The following is a 19,845-nucleotide window of genomic DNA, read 5'->3' on the forward strand; positions in this document are numbered from 1 at the left end:
CGAGCCGGTGTCGCTGTCGGCGGGGGCGTCAGCCACCGAGACTCCCCTCCGCCAGCCCGCCGCCGAGCACGTGCGCGTGCACGTGGAAGACGGTCTGCCCCGCAGCTGCGCCGGTGTTGAAGACCAGGCGGAAGTCGCCGCCGGCGTGCTCCTCGGCCAGCCGGTGGGCGACGTCGACGATCTCGGCGAGCAGCGCCGGGTCACCCGCGGCGAGCTCGACGACGTCGCGGTACGCCGGCGTCTTCGGGATGACGAGCAGGTGCACGGGCGCCTGGGGCGCGATGTCGCGGATTGCGAACACGTTCGCGGTCTCCGCGATGATCTCCGACGGGATCTCCCCGTTCAGGATGCGCGTGAAGATCGACGGCTCGCTCATGGTTCCAGTCTATGGCGCGCACGCGGGCGTGCGCCCGGCCACGAACTCCGCAGATTGTCGTGAAGTCCGCATCCGGATGCCCTCACAGCTGCGGAGTACGTGCGATTCTGCGGAGTTCGCGCGCGGTCACCAGCGACCGAGGCGGGCGTTGACGACCGACAGCGCCGCCGGGCCGGCGGTCGAGGTGCGCAGGACGGTGTCGCCGAGGCGCACGAGGACGGCGCCGGCATCCGTCAGGGTCTGCAGCTCGTCGGGCGCGATGCCGCCCTCGGGGCCGACGACGAGAACGACCTCGGCCTCGTCGAACGACACCGCGGTGAGGGCGACGGATGCCGTGGGCTCCAGCACGAGCACCCGCACGGTCTGGGCGAGCCGGGCGAGCTCGATGATCGTGACCGGATCGGTCACCCCCGGAACCCAGGCACGGTGCGCCTGCTTCGCGGCCTCGCGCACGATCGTCCGCCAGCGCGCCACCCCCTTGGCGATCTTGTCGCCCGACCACCGCGACACGCTGCGCGCCGCCTGCCAGGGCACGATCTCGTCGATGCCGAGCTCGGTCGCCGCCTGGATCGCCAGTTCGTCGCGGTCGCCCTTCGCGAGCGCCTGCACGAGCACGAGCCGCACGGCGGCGGCCGGCCGTTCGGCGCGCGCGGTGACGGTCACGACGACGCGCTTCGGCGCGACGGCCCCGACCGTCCCGGTCAGCCAGAGGCCCGCACCGTCGCCGACGGTGACCTCCTCGCCGACGCGCACGCGACGCACGACGGCCGCGTGATGGGCCTCGGCGCCGGTGATCACGACGGTGTCGCCGGGCTGCGCGTCGGCTGCCGTGCCGCGCAGCGCGGACTCCGCGGTCGACGATAGGTCGCCGCCCACCCGCGACAGGTGGGCGTCGTCGACGAGGAAGTGCAGGGCCATGTCAGCTTCGGAACCGGTCGCGCAGCTTGGAGAACATGCCCTGATGGAACTGCGCGAGCTTCGGCGCGGGCGCCTTGGTCTTCTTGGCGAAGTCCTCGATGAGGGCACGCTCCTTGGCATCCAGCCGGGTCGGCGTCACGACCTGCACGGCGACGCGGAGATCCCCGCGCCCGCCCCCGCGCAGCGGCGTGATGCCGCGGCCCTTGATCGTGAGCACATCGCCCGACTGGATGCCGGCGCGCACCTCCAGCTCGACGTCGCCGTCAAGGGAGGCGATCGTGGTGTGCGCGCCGAGGATGGCGTCGGGCATCGAGACCTCGAGCGTCGCGAGCAGGTCGTCGCCGTCGCGGCTGAAGACCTCGTCGTTCGACACGGTGACCTCGAGGTACAGGTCGCCGTTCGGTCCGCCGGCGGGGCCGACCTCGCCCGAACCGGGCAACTGCAGCCGCAGGCCGTTCTCGACGCCGCCGGGGATGTCCACCGACACGGTGCGGCGCGCGCGCACACGCCCCTGCCCCTGGCACGAGGCGCAGGGGTACGGGATCGTGGTGCCGTAGCCCTGGCACGCAGTGCACGGCTGCGATGTCACGACGTTGCCGAGAAGGCTCCGCACGGTGCGCTGCACCTGTCCCGAGCCGTGGCAGATGTCGCACGTCACCGGCTGGGTGCCCGGCTGGCAGCAGTCGCCGCCGCACGTCTCGCACAGCACGGCGGTGTCGACCTCGATGTCGCGGTGCACGCCGAAGACGACGTCGGCGAGGCTCAGCGTGACGCGGACGAGGGCATCCTGCCCGCGCTCGCGCCGGGAACGCGGGCGCCCGGGGCGTCCGCCGGCCGCGCCGAAGAACGTCTCGAAGATGTCGCCGAAGCCGCCGAACCCACCGCCGCCGCCGAACGGCGATCCGTCTCCGCCGAGGTCGTAGCGCTGGCGCTGCTCGGGGTCGCTGAGCACGTCGTAGGCGTGCGTGACGAGCTTGAAGCGCTCCGACGCCTCCTCTCCCGGATTCACGTCGGGGTGCAGTTCGCGCGCCAGCCGGCGGTACGCCTTCTTGATCTCATCGGGGCTCGCGTCGCGAGAGACGCCCAGTACTTCGTAGTGGTCGGCCACAATCGCCTTTCCTGCCCAGCGAGGGCGCGGTGTGTCGTTGTTCAGCGCTGTTCGGCGTCGTCTCAGCGGGATGCGTCGTCTTCGTCGAGCAGTCGGCTCAGGTAGTGCGCGACGGCGCGGACCGCCGCGAGGTTCGTGGGATAGTCCATGCGGGTGGGGCCGAGCAGCCCGAGGCGGGCGCGTGACCCGGTCGCGTCGTAGTCGCTCGTGAGGACGGATGCCTCCGACAGCCCGAACGGGTCGTTCTCGCGACCGATGCTCGCCGCGAGACCCTGCTCGTCGGCGACCATCTCGCCCATCAGACGCAGCAGGGTGACCTGCTCTTCGATGGCTTCGAGCAACGGGTAGATGCTGCCGCGGAAGTCGCTCTCGCGGCGGGCGAGGGTGGCGCTGCCGGCCATGACGAGGCGGTCCTGACGGAACTCGTCGAGTTCTTCCGCGACGATGCGGGCGATCGTGCGGACAGCGTCGTCGAGGCGGGTGCCGGCATCCGATGCGGTCTCGGTCGCGGCGGAATCCAGCAGCGCGGCGACCGCGGCCGACGCCTCGGCGACCGGCTTGCCGGTGACGAGCCGCGCGATCGCGGGCTTGAGCTGTTCGGCGTCGCCCGTGACCAGCTCTTCGCGCAGCAGCGCGACGCGCTGCGACACCCGGCCGGTGTCGGTCACGACGATGACCACGATGCGGGCACCACCGAGGTGGACGATCTCGACGTGCGACACGCTCGCGCGCGCGAACGACGGATACTGCACGATCGCGACCTGGCCGGTCAGCTGCGTCAGCGCCCGCACGGTGCGCACGAGCAGGTCGTCGAGGTCGGCCGGGTCGGCGAGGAACGACGAGATCGCGGAGCGCTGCGCGGGCGACAGCGGCCGCAGCTCGGCGAGGTGGTCGACGAACACGCGGTAGCCCTTGTCGGTCGGCACCCGGCCCGACGAGGTGTGCGGTGCGGCGATGAGCTCTTCGTCTTCGAGCAGCGCCATGTCGTTGCGGATCGTCGCCGCCGACACGCCGAACTGGTGCCGCTCGACGATCGCCTTGCTGCCGACCGGCTCGTGCGTGTCGACGTAGTCCTGCACGATCGCGCGGAGCACCTGCAGGCCGCGTTCGCTGACCATGGACCCTCCTCGCTGGCACTCTCGCTTCCGGAGTGCCAATCCTATCGCGCGGCGCCCTCCCCGGCACGTGCACCCCGCGGCATCCGTCCCTCGCGGCGCTCGCGCTGCACAATCCTGCACGCGCTGCGGAAAAATGAACAGCGCGTGCAGGATTCGACAGCGCGAACGGAGGGATGCCGGGGACGCGCCGCCCGACTACGCGGTCAGGGCGCGGACGACGGCGTCGGCGAGCAGGCGCCCCCGGCGGGTCAGCACGACGCGGCCGTGCAGGGCGGCGGCGGCGTCGATGAGCCCGTCGGCGATGAGGGCCGCGACGGCGTGCCGCCCCGACGCCTCCAACTCCGACACGGCAAGGCCCTCGGCGATGCGCGACCGCAGCAGCACGTCCTCCAGCCGCCGCGCCGCCTCATCCGGTCGCTCGCGTCCCGCCGCGGGCGACTCCCCCGCCGCCAGCCGCCCCGCATAGGCAGCGGGGTGCTTGACGTTCCACCAGCGCAGCCCGGCGACGTGGCTGTGCGCGCCCGGCCCGTACCCCCACCAGTCGGTGCCGCGCCAATAGGCGAGGTTGTGGCGCGACCGGTGCGCGGGCGCGGTGGCCCAGTTCGAGACCTCGTACCAGGCGAAGCCCGCGGCATCCAGGGTCTCGTCCACCAGCTCGTACATGTCGGCCTGCAGGTCGTCGTCGGGCTCGGGCACCTCGCCGCGGCGGATCTGCCGGGCGAGCTTCGTGCCGTCTTCGACGATGAGCGCATAGGCGGAGACATGGTCGGGCGAAAGGCCCACGGCGGCGTCGACCGAGGCGCGCCAGTCGTCGAGCGACTCCCCCGGCGCGCCGTAGATGAGGTCGACGCTCACGTCGAGCCCGGCCCCGCGCGCAGCCGCGACGGCGCGCGAGACGCCGGCCGGGTCGTGCGTGCGGTCGAGCACGCGCAGCACGTGCGGCACGGCCGACTGCATCCCGATCGACATCCGGGTGACGCCGGCCGTCGCCAACGAGTCGGCCAGCGCCGGGGTCACCGTGTCGGGGTTCGCCTCGACGGTCACCTCGGCGCCGCTCGCGAGCCCGAACGTGTCGCGCACGCCCGCCAGCATCCGGGCGAGGTCGCCGGCCGGAAGCAGCGTCGGCGTGCCGCCGCCGAAGAACACCGTGGATGCCGGTCGCAGCGGCGCCCGGGCGGCCAGCACGCCGCGCGACAGCGCGATCTCACGGAGCACGTCGTCGGCGTAGGCGTCCTGCCGGGCGCCGCGCAGCTCGCCCGCGGTATAGGTGTTGAAGTCGCAGTATCCGCACCGCACGCGGCAGAACGGGACGTGCAGGTAGACGCCGAAATCCTGAGTCGGGTCCAGGACGAGGTCGTCGGGCAGCGATCCGTCCGCCGGTGCCGGGTCACCCAGCGGCAGCGCGGAACCCATCAGGACGGCGTCGAGAACAACGGCGACACGGCGCGCAGATAGCCCTGGAACAGCTCGCGACGACGGCGCTTCAGCAGCGGCGGCAGCATGCGGTACAGCAAGGCCACGGGCCGGTCGAACGCGCGCACCGTGAAGCGGACCTCGTCGGTGTCGTCCCACGTGACGACGAACGACTCCTCGCCGCTGACGACGGAATCGCCGACCGTGCCCAGGGCGAAACCGACGCGGCGCGGCTGGTCGATCGCGTAGATGACGCGCAGCTCGCCGTCGGCGCTCATCCCCTTGACGCGCCCGCGCACGCGGATGGTGGTGCCCGCCGCGACGTACGGCGTGCCGTCGGAGTCGAACCGCTGCTCGACGTCGAGCTTGCTCGCCGTCAGCGCGTTGCCCTCGGCGTCGAACTCGACGCCGGAGTACATCGGGCCGGGAGCGGGCCGCACGTCGGTCAGATGCAGCCCTGCACCGCGCAGCGCCCCCCACGACAGCAGCGCGTCGGCCGAGCTCTCGAACCGCGCCTGTCCGCTGCCGAGGCGCCACGACGCCTCGGCCGGAACACTGTGCTCGGGCGGATACCCCATGAGGTCGTGCGCCTGCGTCGCGCCGACGGCGGCGTAGTCGACCGTGTCCTCTTGAAAGTTCCCGCGGCGCATGTCATCCAGCCTATGCTCCCGGGGCCGTCCTCCGGTTGTGACAGACTCGGCGAGGTGAGCGAGATGTTCTCTCAACCGCCGGTCGTGCGAGTCAGCGTGCGCGACGACCGCAGCGGTGAGCGCACCGTGTGGCCGTCGACGATCCCCGCCGTCGCGCAGCTGCTCGACGAGGGGCTTGCGCTCGCCCCCGGGGTCACGTTCCTCGTCGGCGAGAACGGCTCGGGCAAGTCGACGGTCCTCGAAGCCATCGCGCTCGCCTACGGTTTCTCACCCGAAGGCGGCTCTCGCGGTGCCCGGCATCGCACGCGCGTCAGCGAGTCGCCGCTCTCTGAGTGGCTTCAGCTGCAACGCGGCATCGGCAGCAGCCCGTGGGGGTTCTTTCTGCGCGCCGAGACGATGCACGCGTTCTACACGTATCTGGAGCACAACCCCGGCACCGGTCCCGAGCCGGTCTTTCATGAGATGAGCCATGGCGAGTCGTTCCTCGCGATCCTTGACACCCGCTTCGATGCGCCCGGGTTCTACTGCCTTGACGAGCCCGAAGCGGCCCTCTCGTTCTCTTCGACGCTGACGCTGATCTCGACGCTCGATCGGATCGTGCGCGACGGCGGCCAGATCCTCTGCGCGACGCACTCCCCTGTGCTTGCGGCGCTGCCCGGCGCACGGCTGCTGGAGCTCGGCGCGTGGGGCATGCGCGAGACGGCCTGGGACGGGCCTCGAACTCGTGCGGCACTGGCGGTCGTACCTCGACGCACCGCAGCGGTACCTCCGACACCTGCTGGGGTGAGCTCATCGCTGACCGGCGGCTTCGGCGCGCTGCCTACTTCTTCGTCTCGACGTCGCCGGACAGAGCGGCGATGAACGCCTCTTGCGGGACCTCGACGCGGCCGACCATCTTCATGCGCTTCTTGCCCTCTTTCTGCTTCTCGAGCAGCTTGCGCTTGCGGGTGATGTCACCGCCGTAGCACTTGGCGAGCACGTCCTTGCGGATCGCGCGGATGTTCTCGCGCGCGATGATCCGGGCGCCGATGGCGGCCTGGATCGGCACCTCGAACTGCTGGCGCGGGATGAGCTTGCGCAGCCGCTCGGTCATCATCGTGCCGTAGCCGTACGCCTTCTCGCGGTGCACGATCGAACTGAACGCATCCACCTTCTCGCCCTGCAGCAGGATGTCGACCTTCACGAGGTCGGCCTCCTGCGAGCCCGCCGGCTCGTAGTCGAGCGAGGCGTACCCCTGCGTCTTCGACTTCAGCTGGTCGAAGAAGTCGAAGACGATCTCCCCGAGCGGCATGTTGTAGCGCAGTTCGACGCGGTCTTCGCTGAGGTAGTCCATCCCCAGCAGCGACCCGCGGCGCGACTGGCACAGCTCCATGACGGTGCCGACGTAGTCCTTCGGCAGCAGGATGCCGACCTTCACCACCGGTTCGGACACCGCGGCCACCCGTCCGTCGGGGTACTCGCTGGGGTTCGTCACGGTCACCGTCTCGCCCGTGTCGGTCGTGACCTCGTAGGTCACCGAGGGCGCGGTGGTGATGAGGTCGAGGTCGAACTCGCGACTGAGGCGCTCGGTGATGATCTCCAGGTGCAAAAGCCCCAGGAACCCGCAGCGGAAGCCGAAGCCGAGGGCGACGGAGGTCTCCGGCTCGTACTGCAGCGACGCGTCGGACAGTTTGAGCTTGTCGAGCGCTTCCCGCAGGTCGGCGTAGTCGCTGCCGTCGATCGGGTAGATGCCGGAGAACACCATCGGCTTCGGGTCGGTGTAGCCGGGAAGGGCCTGCGACGCGGGTTTGCGCTGATTCGTGATGGTGTCGCCGACCTTCGACTGGCGCACGTCCTTCACACCGGTGATGAGGTAGCCCACCTCGCCGACGCCGAGACCCTTCGTGGGCACCGGCTCGGGGCTCGACACACCGATCTCCAGCAGGTCGTGCGTCGCGCGCGTCGACATCATCTGGATGCGCTCGCGCGGCTCGAGCTTGCCGTCGACCATCCGCACGTACGTGACGACGCCGCGGTACGCGTCGTACACGGAGTCGAAGATCATGGCGCGGGCCGGCGCGGTCGCGTCGCCCACGGGGGCCGGGATGCGCTCCACGATGCGCTCGAGCAGCTCTTCGACGCCCATGCCGGTCTTGCCCGATACCCGCAGCACGTCGTCGGGGTCGCCGCCGATGAGGTTCGCGAGCTCCGCCGCGTACTTCTCCGGATCCGCGGCGGGCAGGTCGATCTTGTTCAGCACCGGGATGATCTGAAGGTCGTTCTCCAGCGCCAGGTAGAGGTTCGCGAGCGTCTGCGCCTCGATGCCCTGCGCGGCATCCACGAGCAGGATCGCGCCCTCGCACGCGGCCAGTGAACGCGAGACCTCGTAGGTGAAGTCGACGTGGCCGGGCGTGTCGATCATGTTCAGCGCGTAGGTGCCGGCATCCGTCGACCACGGCATGCGGACGGCCTGCGACTTGATCGTGATGCCGCGCTCGCGCTCGATGTCCATCCGGTCGAGGTACTGCGCCCGCATGTCGCGGTCGGAGACGACGCCGGTGATCTGCAGCATCCGGTCGGCGAGCGTCGACTTGCCGTGGTCGATGTGGGCGATGATGCAGAAGTTGCGGATCAGCTCGGGCGGCGTGGCGGCAGGCTCGAGGGGCTTCAGGGCGCGCGGGGACATGTCCGCAGAAGTCTACCGGGGCGCTCGGATGAGAAAGACTTAACCCGCGTGCGCGGCGCTCTGCGGAATGCTCGAAGCGGTGGTCTGGCCGCAACCGAGGAGACGATTCGACATGCCCACGCACCCCTCCGATCAGCACGAGGTTCGCTCCCCCCGCCGCAGCCGGCTGCGCCGCGCCGTTGCGGGCTTCGCCGCCGTGGCGACCGCCGTCGCCGGGCTCGCGCTGGCGCCCGCGGCGGCGACCGCGGCCGACGACGCCGTCACGCTGACGCTGCTCGGGATCAACGATTTCCACGGCCGCATCGATGCGAACACCGTGAAGTTCGCCGGCACGATCGAGCAGTTGCGTGCGCAGGCGGAGGGGCCGGTGCTGTTCCTGTCCGCGGGCGACAACATCGGCGCGTCGCTGTTCGCCTCGGCGGTCGCGAAGGACCAGCCCACGATCGACGTGCTGAACGCGCTCGGCCTGCAGGCCACGACGGTCGGCAACCACGAGTTCGACCGCGGCTGGGCCGACCTGTCCGGGCGCGTCGCCGCGGCATCCGACTACCCGCAGCTGGGCGCCAACGTCTACTACGCGGGCACGCAGACGCCGGCGCTCGATGAATACGCGCTGCTGGATGCCGGCGGTCTCACCGTCGGCGTGATCGGCGCGGTGACCGAGGAGACCGCGTCGCTCGTGTCGCCCGCCGGCATCGCCGACCTCGACTTCGGCGACCCCGTGACCGCCGTGAACCGGGTGGCCGCCCAGCTCACCGACGGCGACGAGGGCAACGGCGAGGCCGACGTGCTGGTCGCGCTGTACCACGAGGGCGCCGGAGCGGGCACGCCCGACGGCGCGACCCTGGAGCAGGAGGTCGCCGCGGGCGGGGCGTTCGCCGACATCGTCGAGGACACGACGCCGGCGGTGTCCGCGATCTTCACGGGTCACACCCACAAGCAGTACGCGTGGTCGGCGCCGATCCCCGGCACAGGCCGCACCCGCCCGATCGTGCAGACGGGCTCCTACGGCGAGAACATCGGCGTCATCACCCTGACGATCGACCCCGCCACCGGCGCGGTGTCGGCGCACACCGAGCGCAACGCCGCCCGCACCACCGACGGCGACGACGCCCTGATCGCGGCATACCCGCGCGCAGCGGCGGTGAACGACATCGTCACGGCCGCACGGGCCGCGGCCGCCGAGGTCGGCAACACCGCGGTCGCCGAGGTCTCCGCCGACATCACGACGGGGTTCTCCGGCGGCAGCTACGTCGACGGCGTCTACACCGGCGGCGCGCGCGACGACCGCGCCTCGGAGTCGACCCTCGGCAACACTGTCGCCGACATGCTGCGTGACGCGCTGTCGGTGCTGCCGAACGGCGCCGTCATCGGCGTGACCAACCCCGGCGGCCTGCGCGCCGAACTGTGGGACACGCAGGCCGAGTTCGGCGCGACCGCCATTCCGGGGCTCGCCGACGGCACGATCTCGTTCTCGCAGGCCAATGCCGTGCTGCCGTTCAACAACACCCTGGCTCTCGTGACGCTGACCGGCGCCCAGTTCCGCACGCTCCTGGAGCAGCAGTGGCAGCGCGACGCGAACGGCAACGTGCCGAGCCGTCCCTACCTGCAGCTGGGCCTGTCGGACAACGTCGCCTACACCTTCGACCCGGCACTGCCCGAGGGGCAGCGCATCACGTCGATCACCGTCAACGGGCAGCCCATCGACCCGGCCGGCACGTACCGCATCGGCACCTTCACGTTCCTCGCCGCGGGCGGCGACAACTTCCGCGTGTTCACCGAGGGCACCGGATACGTCGACACGGGGCTCCTCGACTACGAGGCGTGGGTCGACTTCCTCGCCGACGGCTCCCCCGTCGCCCCCTCGTTCGCCCGCCATGCGGTGCAGGTCAGCGGCGTCCCCACGACGGCGACCGCCGGCACGACGGTGTCGTTCTCGGTCGCCGGGCTCGACCTGACGAGCCGCGGCGCTCCGCAGAACACGACGCTCTCCGCCACCCTCGGCGGACAGCCGGTCGGGCAGGCCACGGTCTCCGGCGGCGCCGCGACGGTGTCGGTGACCCTCCCGGCGACCCTGGCGGCAGGCCAGGCGTCGCTGACGCTGACCGCTCAGCCCTCGGGCACCGTCGTCACCGTGCCGCTCACGGTCGAGGCGGCCCCGGTGCCGCCGACCGCGAGCACGACCACGCTGGTGCCGGTGTTCCCCGTGCACATCAACCGGCTGCTGCCGACGACGCTCGTCGCCGCCGTGACGCTGCCGGGCTCGAGGGCGACGGCATCCGGCACCGTGGAGTTCCGCGAGGGCGGAGCGACCGGGGCCCTCGTGGGCACCGCGACGCTCAAGAAGGGGGTGGCGACGCTGCGCCTGGGCATCCTCAGCAGGGGGACGCACGCGTACACCGCCGTGTTCGTCCCGAGCGACCCGACGACCGTCGCGGGCTCGACGAGCAACGCGGCGCACGTGATCGTGCTGAAGTAGACGGGTGTGCCTAGGCTGACAGCATGACGATCTCCGTCGTGCTGGTGCACGGCATCCGCACCTCGGCGACCATGTGGCGCGCGCAGGTGGAGCACCTTGCGGCGCGCGGCAACCCGGCCATCGCGGTCGACCTGCCCGGCCACGGCACGCGGATGGGCGAGGAGTTCACCCTCGACGAGGCCTTCGCCACGATCGACCGTGCTGTGACGGATGCCGCGGCCCGCGGCCCGGTCCTGCTGGTCGGACACTCGATGGGGGGCCTCCTGTCGATCGCGTACGCCGGACGCGAGGAGCGCCCGCCGATCGACGGGTTCGTCGCCGCGTCGTGCACCGCGATTCCGCGGGGGCTCGCGCTCGCCGTCTACCGCACGATCGCACGCAGCGCGGATCTCCTGCCCGATCGCGGGTACCGCTTCGGCGAATGGATGCTCGACCGCACCCTGCCCGATGAGACCCGCACCGACTTCGGCGCCGGCGGGTACGCGCTCGACGCGCAGGACACGGCGCTGCGCAGCCTCTCGATCCTCGATCTGCTCGCGGCGCTGCGGCGCATCGACGTGCCCACGTGGTTCATCAACGGCGAGTTCGACCAGCTTCGGATCCACGAGCGGCTCTTCCACTCGCTCGTGCCGGGGTCGGAGCTCATCGTCGTGCCGCGCACGTCGCACCTCGTCACGGCGATGCGGCCGCGCGTGTTCAACGCGCTGCTCGACGTCGCCCTCGCCACGCTGGATGCCGCCGCCGCCTGAGCGCGAGGATGCCGGCGCAGACCTGTTAGACTCGGTGTTTGGCTTGCGTGTGAGTCCCACCTCACACGTCGTCGTGCGACGCCCCTCTACCGTCGACCGGCATCTCATCCGAAACACTCCGAACGAAAGACGTCGAACGTGGCGAACATCAAGTCGCAGATCAAGCGCAACAAGACCAACGAGAAGGCGCACGAGCGCAACAAGGCCGTCAAGAGCGAGCTGAAGACCGAGGTGCGTCGCACCCGCGAGGCCATCGCCGCCGGCGACAAGGCCGCCGCCGAGAAGGCGCTCGCGCGCGCCTCCAAGAAGCTCGACAAGGCCGTGAGCAAGGGCGTCATCCACGAGAACCAGGCCGCGAACCGCAAGTCGTCGATCGCGAAGCAGGTCGCCGCTCTCTGAGCCCCGCCGTCACGAAGGCCCGCCCCTTTTGGGGCGGGCCTTCTGCGTCCCCCCGCGCCGTGTCCCCCCGCCCCCGCCCCCGCGCCGTGTCCCCCCGCCCCCGCGAAACCTCACAAATGTCCGCTTCCACAGCCTCCGTGCGGCGTGTCGCGGACATTTGTGAGGTCTCGCGAGAGCCTGGGGCCGTCATCCGTCGCAAACGATGCCCATGCGTCGCGGGAGGCGCTGTTGGGGACGGATGAACGTGAGCCGGGTTCCGGCATCCGCCCTCATCCGTCGCAAATCATGCCGAAACGCCGGGATGGCGGCGATTTGTGGCGGATCAACGCAGGTGGGACACCGGCACCCCCTGCCCCCGCGAAACCTCACAAATGTCCGCTTCCACAGCCTCCGCGCGGCGTGTCGCGGACATTTGTGAGGTCTCGCGAGAGCTGGGGCGGTCAGTTGCCGTAGGGGTGGCGGGTGGCGATGATGGTCACGAGGCGCTCGACGGCGAAGACGGGGTCGCGGGAGGCGCCCTTGACCTCGGCATCGGCGCGGGCGGCGGCCTGGATCGCGAGGCCGAGGCTCGCCTCGTTCCAACCGGTGAGGTCGCGGCGCGCACGGTCGACCTGCCAGTCCTTCATGCCCAGGCGCGCGGCAAGCGACGCCGACGATTCCCGGATGCCGGCCACCCGGGCCATCGTCCGCAGCTTCGACGCGATGGCGGCCACGAGCGGCACCGGGTCGGCGCCGCTGGCCAGCGCGTGGCGCAGCGCGATGAGCGCCTCGCCGTAGCGCCCCGCGATGGCGGTGTCGGCGACGGTGAACGCCGAGGTCTCGACGCGTCCGCCGTAGTAGCGCTCCACGACCTGCTCGGAGATGTCGTCCGGCACGTCGGCGATGAGCTGCTGGCAGGCGGCAGCGAGCTCGGTCAGGTCGTCGGAGAACGCGCCCACCAGTGCCCGCAGTGCGACGGGCGCGATGCGCTTGCCGGCGGCCTGGAACTCGCCGGCGGCGAAGTCGAACCTGTCGCTGTCGCGCTTGACGGCGGGGCAGGCGATTTCGACTCCCCCGCCGGTGCCGGCGCGGATCGCGTCGAGCAGCTTCTTGCCGCGCACACTCGCGCCGGTGTGGCGCAGCACCACCGTCGCACCGTCCTGCGGGGTGTCGAGATAGGCGAGCGCCTCGGCGAGGAACGCGTCGCTGCACTTCTCGACACCGCCCACGCGCACGAGGCGCGGTTCGCCGAACAGCGACGGCGAGGTGAGGGTGAGGAGGCTCCCCGACGGATAGTCGTCGGCGCGCAGATCGGAGACCTCGAGGCTCGCGTCTTCGGCGCGCAGGAAGTCGCGGATGCCGGCGATCGCCCGTTCGGCGCAGATGTCCTCCGGGCCGGAGACGAGCACGATCGGCGCCGGCTGCGGGGCTCGCCACGACACCTGCGGGATCGCGCTGCGGGACGTGCCCCCCGCACCCGAACGGGTGGCGGGGCGGCGCGGTGCGGGCATGCTGCCAGCCTACCCAGCGGGGGCGACATCGGGCGCGGCGGCCGTCGCGCGCCACACCTGCAGCGCCCCGTCGGCGAGCCACACGAGCGAAAGCCCGTCGAGATCCGTCCGGAACGTGCGCGCGCCGATCGTCGCCAGCATCGTGAGCGTCTCAGCCCGCGGGTGACCGTAGGTGTTCTCCCCCACCGACACGAGGGCGATGGCGGGGGCGACCCGCGCGTACAGGCCCGGATACTGATCGGCGCTGCCGTGGTGAGCCACCTTCACGACGTCGTACCGCGTGAGCAGCACGGCGCCGGCGGCCATCGCCTGCTGCCCCGCACCGGACAGATCGCCGAGGAACAGCGACGTCGGCACGCCGCCACCGGTGAACTCCATCGTGACGCTGGCGTCGTTTCCCGGCGGGGTGTGCGCGCGCGGCCACAGCACCCGCCACCGCGCGTCGCCGAGCACGCCGGACAGCCCGCGCGCGGCATCGACGAGACGCGCGCCGGCGCCGGCGAGCCCGTCCAGGACGTCCTGATGCTCGTCGGTGTCGACGGGCCCGTGCAGCACGGCGTCGACCCGCCCGACCACGGCGGGCACGCCGCCCCGATGGTCGATGTCGAAGTGCGTCAGCACGAGCAGGTCGAGGTGGTCCACGCCGAGCCGCGTCAGGCACCGTTCCAGCGCCTCCGGCTCGGGGCCGGTGTCGATGAGCGCGACGGCACCCGCGGAGCGCACGAGCAGCGCGTCACCCTGCCCGACGTCGCACGCGGCGATCGCCCACGCCGTCGGCGTGTCGTTCCGCTCGATGACCGCGGCGATCGGCCCGAGCGCGAGCACGCCGCCGAAGGATGCCGCGACCACGAGCGTCGCCGCCCCGCGCACCCACGGCGCCGAGCGCACGAGCAACGCGGCCATCGCGGCCGCCACGATGCCGAGCGTCACGACTCCGGCGACGCCGCCGAGCCACGGCAGCGAACTGCCCGGCAGCGCGGCGAACGTGGTCGCCGTCTCGGCGATCCAGGCAGCCGGCACCCACGCCAGCGCCGCAAGACCCCCGCCGACCAGCGGGATGCCGGCGAAGAGGCACGCCGCGAGGCCGAGCACCGTACCGACCGGTGCCGCCGGCGCCGCCAGCAGGTTCGCGACGACCCCGTACGTCGACACCTGCGGCGTGATGAGGACGATCAACGGTGCGCAGGCCAGCTGCGCCGCGAGCGGGACTGATACGGCCAGGGCGAGGGATGCCGGCATCCATCGCGACAGGCCGTCGGCGAGGGGGCCGGCGCACACGAGAAGGGCGCCCGTCGCCGCGACCGACAGCGCGAAGCCGATCGAGCCGGCAAGCCACGGGTCGGCGACCAGCAGGGTCGCCACGCTGGCGGTCAGCAGGGAGAGCCCCGCGCCGGTGCGGCCGAGCAGCAGCCCGAGCATCGCGATCGTCGCCATGGCCGCCGCGCGCACGACGCTGGGCTCGGGCGAGACCAGCACGACGAACCCGACGAGCGCGGCGAGGCCGACGGCGACCCGCATCCCGCGACGCGCGCCACACAGCGCGGCCAGCCCGAACGCGATGCCCACGACCAGCGCGCAGTTCGCGCCGGACACGGCCGTGAGGTGCGACAGCGACGACGCCTTCATCGCCGCGTCCAGCTCGTCGCCGACGGCTCTCGTGTCGCCGACCGAGAGCCCCGCGACGAGCCCGCCGCCCGGCGGCGGAAGGTCGGCGGTCAGGGTGGCCAGGCCGTCCCGCAGCGCGGCGGCGGCACCGAGCACACCGGGCGGTGGGCTGAGCAGCACCGGCTCCGCGGTCGCGTCGAGGATCAGCACGGCGCGGTCGCCGCCGCCACCCGGTGCCCACGCCGTCGCCGTCAGCCGTGCGCGGGCGCCGAGGTCGAGCCCGACGGGAACCTCGGCGGCCCGCACCAAGACCGGCACCGACGGCGCGAACCGGTCGTCGCCGAAGCTCACCGCGTCGAGGATCGCGTCGAAGCGCCAGCCGTCGCCGCCGCGCTCGATCTTGCCGACCGCCGTGACCTCGGCCGTCAGCGCGCGCCCGCCGCCGAACGGGAGGTTCGCCGCCGCGGTGCGCGCCGGCTCGGCCGCGGCGACATGGGTGCAGACCGCCGCCATGAAAGCCAGCGTGACGGCGGCCAGCGGCAGCGCGCGGCGGGCGAAGGCCGGCACGACCCGCGGCGGCAGTGCCGCGGCGCCCAGCAGCAGGACGGCCCCGATCCACAGCGCCGTCGCCGCTCCGCCCGCGGAGGACGGATGCCGGGTCGCCACCCACGCCGCGATCCACGCCGCAGCCGCCACCGGCGCCAGGCGCGCATCGCGACGGCGCAGCCGCCGCTGGCTCACGGGGCTCATACCGTCACCAGGTCGCACAGCCCGGCGAGCATCTTCTCGCCGATCCCGGAGACGGCCAGCAGATCCTCGACGCTCGTGAACCGCCCGTTCGCCTCACGCCAGTCGATGATCCGCTGTGCGAGCGCCGGGCCGATGCGCGGCAGCGTGTCGAGGGTGGCGGCATCCGCGGTGTTGAGGTTCACCAGGCCGTCACTGGTGGATGCCCCCGGCTGCGCAGCCTCGCCGATGCGAGGCACGGAAAGCTGCTCCCCGTCGCTGAGCGGGCGGGCGAGGTTCACTCCGGCCTCGTCGGCGTCGGCCGCGAGGCCGCCCGCGGCGGCGATCACATCGACGACGCGCGCGCCGTCGTCGAGCCGGTACAGCCCGGGGTTCGCGACGGCGCCGGACACGTGCACGTAGATCGCCGGCAGCTGTGCGCTACCGGTCGCCAGCGGCACCTCTTCGGTGCCGGCGGGGGCGCGCAGCATGCCGACGACCACCGACACCGCCGCCGCTGCCAGCACGAGGACGATCGCGGCGCCCACCCCGAGGCGGCGGCGTGCGGAAGCAGCGGATGCGGTCACGAGCACACCCTGACAGAGCGCGCACCCGCGTGGGCTCGCAGACGCCCGATCCGTGGACAGATCGCGAAATCGGCCACCTGGGGAGGAGGTTTCGCGAACCGCCTCCGCCGCCGACCTACGCGGTGGTGAAGCTCACGACCTTCGGCGCCCGCACGACGGCGCGTGCGATCTCACGCCCGGCGAGCGATCGCACGATCTTCTCGTCGGCGCGGGCCCGCGCCTCCAGCTCGTCGGCGGAGATGCGCGCCGGCACGGTGAGCGTGCCGCGCACCTTCCCGTCGATCTGCACGACGGCGGTGACGGTGTCCTCCACGAGCAGGGTCGGGTCGGCCTGACGCCACGGCGCGAGGCCGATGAACGGTGCGTAGCCGAGCGTCTCCCACATCTCCTCCGCCGTGTGCGGGGCGAACAGGTCGAGCACGAGCGCGACCGCCTCGATCGCCTCACGCACCGCCGGGTCGCCGGCGCCCGGGCCGGAGTCGATCGTCTTGCGGATCGCGTTGACGAGCTCCATGAGGCGAGCGACGACGACATTGAACTTCGTCTGCTCGACGAGGCCCGACGCGTCCGCCCACAGACGGTGCGTGACGCGGCGGAGGGCCACATCCCCCTCCGCCCAGACGACCTCGGGGGCGCTCGTGACCTCGTCGGCGATGCGCAGGGCGCGCGCGAGGAACTTCTGCGCACCGGTCGTCGAGACGTCTTCCCAGTTGATGTCGTCTTCGACCGGGCCGGCGAACGCGATCGCGGTGCGCACGACGTCGGCGCCCGGGTCGATCATGCTGGCGGCGAACTCGACGAGGTTGCCCTTGCTCTTGGACATCTTCGACCCGCCGAGCAGCACCATGCCCTGATTGATCAGGGTGGAGAACGGCTCGGTGAAGTCGATGAGGCCAACGTCGAAGAGGAACTTCGTGATGAAGCGGGCGTACAGCAGGTGCAGGATCGCGTGCTCGACGCCGCCGATGTAGCAGTCCACCGGCGCCCACTTGGCGGCCTCGCGCGTGGAGAACGCCTCGGTGGGGTCGCCCGGCGAGAGGAAGCGCAGGAAGTACCACGAGCTGTCGACGAACGTGTCCATCGTGTCGGCGTCGCGCAGCGCCGGCTCACCCGTGGTGGGGTCGACGGTCTGCATCCACTCGGTCGCACCGCCCAGCGGCGAGGTGCCCTTGGGCGCGAGGTCGAGGCCGCGCGCGTCGGGCAGGGTCAGCGGCAGCTGGTCTGCGGGCACAGGGACGATGCGTCCGTCGGCGGTGTGGATCATCGGAATGGGCGTGCCCCAGAAGCGCTGCCGCGAGATGAGCCAGTCGCGCAGGCGGTAGCTCTTCGCGCCACGACCGGTGCCGGCGGTCTCGAGCTCTTCGATCATCCGCGCGATAGCGTTGCGCTTGCTCAGCCCGTCGAGGCTGCCGGAGTGGATCATGCGCCCTTCGCCGGTGAGGGCGACTCCGGTGGATGCCGGATCGAGGTCGTAGAGGGGAGGGATGCCGTCGGTATCCCACTCGGCGTCGATCACCGGGATCGCGCCGGTCAGCGGCGCGGTCGTGTCGACGACGACCTTCACCGGCAGGTCGAAGGCGCGCGCGAAGTCGAGGTCGCGCTGGTCGTGCGCGGGAACGGCCATGACCGCGCCGTGCCCGTAGTCGGCGAGCACGTAGTCGGCGGCCCAGATCGGCAGGCGTTCCCCGTTGACCGGGTTGATCGCGAAGCGGTCGAGGAACACGCCGGTCTTGGGGCGATCGGCGGTCTGACGCTCGATCTCGCTGATCTTCTGCACGCTCTCCAGGTAGGCCTGGAAGCGCATCCGCACCTCGGCCGACGAGCCTGCCGCGAGCTCGGCGGCGAGGTCGGAGTCGGGCGCGACGACGAAGAACGTCGCGCCGTGCAGCGTGTCGGGGCGGGTCGAGAAGACGGTGACCTTCTCGGCGCGGCCCTCGATCTCGAAGTCGATGTCGGCGCCCACCGAGCGGCCGATCCAGTTGCGCTGCATCTGCAGCACCTTGTGCGGCCAGAAGCCCTCGAGCTGGTTCAGGTCGTCGAGCAGCCGGTCGGCATACTGCGTGATCTTGAAGTACCACTGGGTGAGCTTCTTCTTGACGACCTCGGCGCCGCAGCGCTCGCACCGACCGTCGACGACCTGCTCGTTGGCGAGCACCGTCTGGTCGACCGGGCACCAGTTGACGGCGCTCTCCTTGCGGTAGGCGAGGTCGTTGTCGACGAGCTGCTGGAACAGCCACTGGTTCCAGCGGTAGTACTCCGGGTCGCTCGTGTGCAGAACGCGGCTCCAGTCGTACGACGTGCCGAAGTCCTTCATGCTCTTCTTCTGCTGAGCGATGTTGGAGTACGTCCACTCGCGCGGTTCGGCGCCGCGCTGGATGGCGGCGTTCTCGGCCGGCAGGCCGAAGCTGTCCCAGCCGATCGGATTGAGCACGTTGTAGCCGCGGTGCCGCCAGAAGCGCGCCACGATGTCGACGTAGGCGTAGTTCTCGGCGTGGCCCATGTGCATGTCGCCGGAGGGGTACGGGAACATGCCGAGCACGTACTTGCGCGGACGTGTATCTTCGTCGCCGGCGGCGCGGAACGGATCCGCCTCGGCCCACAGCCGCTGCCACTTCGCCTGGATCGCATGCATGTCGTGGTGGCCGTCGGCGGCCGCGATGTGGGTGGGCGTGGTGAGGGACACGGAAAGCCAATCGTGTGGAGGTCGGGAACGCGCGAACGCGTCTCGTCAGTTTACCGGACCGGGGTGCGTCCAGCCGGGGACGGATGCCGCGTCACCACTCCGCCGGCACCGCCGCGCCGAGGTAGCGGCGAGCGGCATCCCCCGTCGGATCCTCCGGCAGCATACTCAGACGGCGCGCCTAGGCTGGAGCGGTGAACGAGTTCCTGTCGTGGCTGCTCGACGCCGTGCAGAGCGTGGAACCTGTCGTCCGGACGCTCCTGGCGGGCGTCGCCATGATGTTGGAGACCAGCATTCTCGTCGGGCTCGTGGTCCCGGGTGACACGATCGTCATCGTCTCCGCAACGGCGGTGGAATCGTTCGGCGAGGGGGTTGTCCTCGTCGTCGCCGTCGTCGTCGGTTCGCTCATCGGCGAGAGCATCGGCTTCTGGCTCGGGCGATGGCTCGGGCCGCGCATCCGGTTCTCGCGGCTCGGAGCGCGCATCGGCGAGCAGAACTGGGCGCGGGCGGAGCGGTATCTGGGCCGTCGCGGGGGTCCGGCGATCTTCCTGTCGCGGTTCCTGCCGGTGCTGCACTCGCTGGTGCCGCTCACGGTCGGCATGAGCGGCTTCGCCTACCGTCGATTCATGGCCTGGACCGTCCCGGCGTGCACCCTGTGGGCGGTCGTCTATGTCAGCGTCGCGGCGGCCGCCGCCGGCACGTACCGCGAGCTGTCCCAGCGTCTGCACTTCGCCGGATACCTCTTCGTCGGCCTGATCGTCGTCTTCCTCGTGCTCATCTACCTGGTCAAGCGCGTCATCGTCGCCCGCGAGGCGCGGCACATGCACGACGACCACCCAGACGACGACGGAACACATTCCGCGCGCGGCATGGAAGACTGAG

General features: G+C 71.5%; 16 protein-coding genes. 5 read left to right on the forward strand and 11 right to left on the reverse strand.

The features are described 5' to 3' along the window. Window positions 1–28 precede the first annotated feature (28 nt). From QM720_RS12445 to QM720_RS12470, 6 genes are all read right to left on the reverse strand, one after another. The gene (locus tag QM720_RS12445) at window positions 29–376 is read right to left on the reverse strand and encodes an HIT domain-containing protein (protein WP_415126975.1); all 348 of its coding nucleotides are present in this window, start codon (window positions 374–376) and stop codon (window positions 29–31) included. Between the two features lie 126 nt (window positions 377–502). Then, window positions 503–1,294, reverse strand: coding sequence for a 16S rRNA (uracil(1498)-N(3))-methyltransferase (locus QM720_RS12450; protein WP_415126977.1), 792 nt, complete (start codon window positions 1,292–1,294; stop codon window positions 503–505). Window position 1,295: 1 nt separating this feature from the next. Continuing rightward, window positions 1,296–2,402, reverse strand: a complete 1,107-nt coding sequence (dnaJ, locus tag QM720_RS12455) for a molecular chaperone DnaJ (RefSeq protein WP_415126979.1) — start codon at window positions 2,400–2,402, stop codon at window positions 1,296–1,298. A gap of 62 nt (window positions 2,403–2,464) precedes the next feature. Continuing rightward, entirely contained in the window at window positions 2,465–3,520 is a 1,056-nt protein-coding gene (gene hrcA / locus QM720_RS12460; protein WP_415126981.1) for a heat-inducible transcriptional repressor HrcA, read from the reverse strand. A gap of 195 nt (window positions 3,521–3,715) precedes the next feature. Continuing rightward, complete coding sequence (hemW, locus tag QM720_RS12465) at window positions 3,716–4,933, reverse strand: radical SAM family heme chaperone HemW (RefSeq protein WP_415126983.1); 1,218 nt, start codon at window positions 4,931–4,933, stop codon at window positions 3,716–3,718. After that, entirely contained in the window at window positions 4,933–5,583 is a 651-nt protein-coding gene (locus tag QM720_RS12470) for a DUF1990 family protein (protein WP_415126985.1), read from the reverse strand. The genes hemW and QM720_RS12470 overlap by 1 nt, the downstream gene beginning before the upstream one ends. A gap of 63 nt (window positions 5,584–5,646) precedes the next feature. Between QM720_RS12470 and QM720_RS12475 the strand changes: the two genes are divergently transcribed. Continuing rightward, window positions 5,647–6,444: an AAA family ATPase gene (locus QM720_RS12475; RefSeq protein WP_415127930.1), complete on the forward strand. Its 798-nt coding sequence runs from the start codon at window positions 5,647–5,649 to the stop codon at window positions 6,442–6,444. On the opposite strand, the gene lepA is transcribed toward QM720_RS12475, so the two are convergent. Then, the gene (gene lepA / locus QM720_RS12480; protein WP_415126987.1) at window positions 6,404–8,248 is read right to left on the reverse strand and encodes a translation elongation factor 4; all 1,845 of its coding nucleotides are present in this window, start codon (window positions 8,246–8,248) and stop codon (window positions 6,404–6,406) included. The two genes, QM720_RS12475 and lepA, sit on opposite strands and share 41 nt — an antisense overlap. Before the next feature lie 112 nt (window positions 8,249–8,360). Here lepA and QM720_RS12485 point away from each other — a divergent pair, with 112 nt between their 5' ends. From QM720_RS12485 to rpsT, 3 genes are all read left to right on the forward strand, one after another. After that, window positions 8,361–10,727: a 5'-nucleotidase C-terminal domain-containing protein gene (locus tag QM720_RS12485; RefSeq protein WP_415126989.1), complete on the forward strand. Its 2,367-nt coding sequence runs from the start codon at window positions 8,361–8,363 to the stop codon at window positions 10,725–10,727. A gap of 23 nt (window positions 10,728–10,750) precedes the next feature. Next, a complete protein-coding gene (locus tag QM720_RS12490; protein WP_415126991.1) occupies window positions 10,751–11,476 on the forward strand; it encodes an alpha/beta fold hydrolase in 726 nt (241 codons plus the stop codon). Between the two features lie 138 nt (window positions 11,477–11,614). After that, window positions 11,615–11,875 carry a 30S ribosomal protein S20 gene (gene rpsT, locus QM720_RS12495; protein WP_415126993.1) on the forward strand — a complete coding sequence of 87 codons (261 nt, stop codon included), beginning with the start codon at window positions 11,615–11,617 and terminating at the stop codon, window positions 11,873–11,875. A gap of 440 nt (window positions 11,876–12,315) precedes the next feature. Here rpsT and holA read toward each other — a convergent pair whose 3' ends face one another. The 4 genes from holA to leuS form a co-directional block, all read right to left on the reverse strand. Further along, complete coding sequence (gene holA, locus QM720_RS12500; RefSeq protein WP_415126995.1) at window positions 12,316–13,365, reverse strand: DNA polymerase III subunit delta; 1,050 nt, start codon at window positions 13,363–13,365, stop codon at window positions 12,316–12,318. A gap of 9 nt (window positions 13,366–13,374) precedes the next feature. After that, entirely contained in the window at window positions 13,375–15,711 is a 2,337-nt protein-coding gene (locus tag QM720_RS12505) for a ComEC/Rec2 family competence protein (protein WP_415126997.1), read from the reverse strand. 5 nt (window positions 15,712–15,716) lie between these two features. Continuing rightward, complete coding sequence (locus QM720_RS12510) at window positions 15,717–16,283, reverse strand: helix-hairpin-helix domain-containing protein (protein WP_415126999.1); 567 nt, start codon at window positions 16,281–16,283, stop codon at window positions 15,717–15,719. 115 nt (window positions 16,284–16,398) lie between these two features. Further along, complete coding sequence (leuS, locus tag QM720_RS12515) at window positions 16,399–18,915, reverse strand: leucine--tRNA ligase (protein ID WP_415127932.1); 2,517 nt, start codon at window positions 18,913–18,915, stop codon at window positions 16,399–16,401. A 242-nt stretch (window positions 18,916–19,157) separates the two neighbouring features. Here leuS and QM720_RS12520 point away from each other — a divergent pair, with 242 nt between their 5' ends. Further along, window positions 19,158–19,844: a DedA family protein gene (locus QM720_RS12520; protein ID WP_415127001.1), complete on the forward strand. Its 687-nt coding sequence runs from the start codon at window positions 19,158–19,160 to the stop codon at window positions 19,842–19,844. Window position 19,845 lies beyond the last annotated feature (1 nt).

Origin of the sequence: Microbacterium sp. (genome assembly GCF_047602155.1) — a bacterium.
In the GTDB taxonomy this organism is placed as follows: domain Bacteria; phylum Actinomycetota; class Actinomycetes; order Actinomycetales; family Microbacteriaceae; genus Microbacterium.

Coding starts and splice junctions, on each gene's coding strand:
- hrcA (WP_415126981.1), bottom strand. CDS start 3,520: ATGGTCAGCGAACGCGGCCTGCAGGTGCTCCGCGCGATCGTGCAGGAC.
- QM720_RS12475 (WP_415127930.1), top strand. CDS start 5,647: ATGTTCTCTCAACCGCCGGTCGTGCGAGTCAGCGTGCGCGACGACCGC.
- holA (WP_415126995.1), bottom strand. CDS start 13,365: ATGCCCGCACCGCGCCGCCCCGCCACCCGTTCGGGTGCGGGGGGCACG.
- leuS (WP_415127932.1), bottom strand. CDS start 18,915: ATGCATGCGATCCAGGCGAAGTGGCAGCGGCTGTGGGCCGAGGCGGAT.
- QM720_RS12490 (WP_415126991.1), top strand. CDS start 10,751: ATGACGATCTCCGTCGTGCTGGTGCACGGCATCCGCACCTCGGCGACC.
- QM720_RS12445 (WP_415126975.1), bottom strand. CDS start 376: ATGAGCGAGCCGTCGATCTTCACGCGCATCCTGAACGGGGAGATCCCG.
- QM720_RS12470 (WP_415126985.1), bottom strand. CDS start 5,583: ATGCGCCGCGGGAACTTTCAAGAGGACACGGTCGACTACGCCGCCGTC.
- lepA (WP_415126987.1), bottom strand. CDS start 8,248: ATGTCCCCGCGCGCCCTGAAGCCCCTCGAGCCTGCCGCCACGCCGCCC.
- QM720_RS12450 (WP_415126977.1), bottom strand. CDS start 1,294: ATGGCCCTGCACTTCCTCGTCGACGACGCCCACCTGTCGCGGGTGGGC.
- hemW (WP_415126983.1), bottom strand. CDS start 4,933: ATGGGTTCCGCGCTGCCGCTGGGTGACCCGGCACCGGCGGACGGATCG.
- QM720_RS12485 (WP_415126989.1), top strand. CDS start 8,361: ATGCCCACGCACCCCTCCGATCAGCACGAGGTTCGCTCCCCCCGCCGC.